Annotated in this window: 3 protein-coding genes; all 3 read left to right on the top strand. The window is 68.5% G+C overall.

Going from position 1 to position 1,140, the window contains the following annotated elements; all coding sequences use genetic code 11:
• Position 1: 1 nt before the first annotated feature.
• Entirely contained in the window at positions 2–412 is a 411-nt protein-coding gene (locus A9D60_RS17510; RefSeq protein WP_065268777.1) for an ExbD/TolR family protein, read from the top strand.
• Positions 409–816 carry an ExbD/TolR family protein gene (locus A9D60_RS17505; protein WP_065268776.1) on the top strand — a complete coding sequence of 136 codons (408 nt, stop codon included), beginning with the start codon at positions 409–411 and terminating at the stop codon, positions 814–816. Before A9D60_RS17510 ends, A9D60_RS17505 begins: the two co-directional genes overlap by 4 nt.
• The coding region (locus tag A9D60_RS17500; RefSeq protein WP_441295064.1) for a hypothetical protein at positions 813–1,140 on the top strand (328 nt) is incomplete at its 3' end. The genes A9D60_RS17505 and A9D60_RS17500, both read left to right, overlap by 4 nt.

Raw genomic sequence — 1,140 nt, 5'->3', positions numbered from 1 at the left:
GATGATCAACCGGCCCGCCCGCCCCCGCGCCCTGATTTCGCTGGTGCCGATGATCGACGTCATGCTGATCCTGCTGGTGTTCTTCATGGTGACCTCCACCTATCTGAACCTCGACATGATCCCCGCTGTAAAACCGGCTGAGGCCACTGCAAACAGCACCACACAAACCCCGGCAGGCACCCTAATGATCCGCCTCGGCTCTGACGGCGTGCCGGTGCTGCGCGGTACCGCACTAGATGCGGAAACCCTGCAATCCACGCTCTCCGCCGCCATCGCAGAGGAACCCCTCACCCAAGTGGTCATCCTCCCCTCCGGCGCCGCGCAGACCCAGGCCCTGATCACGGTGATGGACACCGCCGCCCTGGCCGGGGTCACCCGCCTGCGCGTCCTGCGGCTGGAGGCGGCGCAATGAAACTGAACCGCCCTGCCCGCAATCCGCATTCCGAGACTATCATCGCCCTCATCGACGTGGTGTTTTTCCTGCTGGTGTTCTTCATGCTGATCGGCCGCATGGACGCCACCGCCCCGTTCGACGTCCGCCCCGCCACCGCCGTCACCGGCCGCGACATGCCCGCGGGCGGCATCACCCTCGCAGTCTCCGCAACCGGAGACCTCGCCCTCGACGGCGAGGCGATCGCCCGCGACACCCTCTCCTCTGCCCTCTCCGCCCTGCTGGCCGACGACCCGGAGCTGCGCCTGCGCATCAACGCCCACCGCGCGGCTGAGCTGCGTAACGTGCTGCCGCTGATCGCCCAGGGTGAGGCACTGGGGTTCACCGACGTGGTGCTGGTGGTCACCCCGGAAACAGACGGATGATGCGCGCCCCGGCCATATGGGCGCTGGGGCTTGCCGCCTCTGCCCTGGTCCACGCGGGCGGCGCCGGCGCGCTGCTGATCTCACTCACTCCCGACCCGTTGCCGCAGCAGCCAACGCCCGAAAGCAGCCTCAACCTCCAGGCCCACCGCATTCCAAGGTCCGAGGCCGTGCCGCAAGCAGCCGAGGGCGAACAAGCCGCTGAAAGCAAAGCTGAAACCCAGGGCCTTGCCGCAGGCAGCATTCCCCAATCCAAGGCGCGGCCCAAGGCCCCCGCCGCGGAAACCCTCACCCCGGCGGCAGCCAAGGCTCCCGCTGCCGCCGGGG

Source organism: Leisingera sp. JC1 (assembly GCF_001679925.1).
Taxonomy (GTDB): Bacteria; Pseudomonadota; Alphaproteobacteria; order Rhodobacterales; family Rhodobacteraceae; genus Leisingera.
The sequence above is the reverse complement of the archived record's forward strand: the minus strand, read 5'-3'. Positions and strand labels throughout refer to the sequence as shown.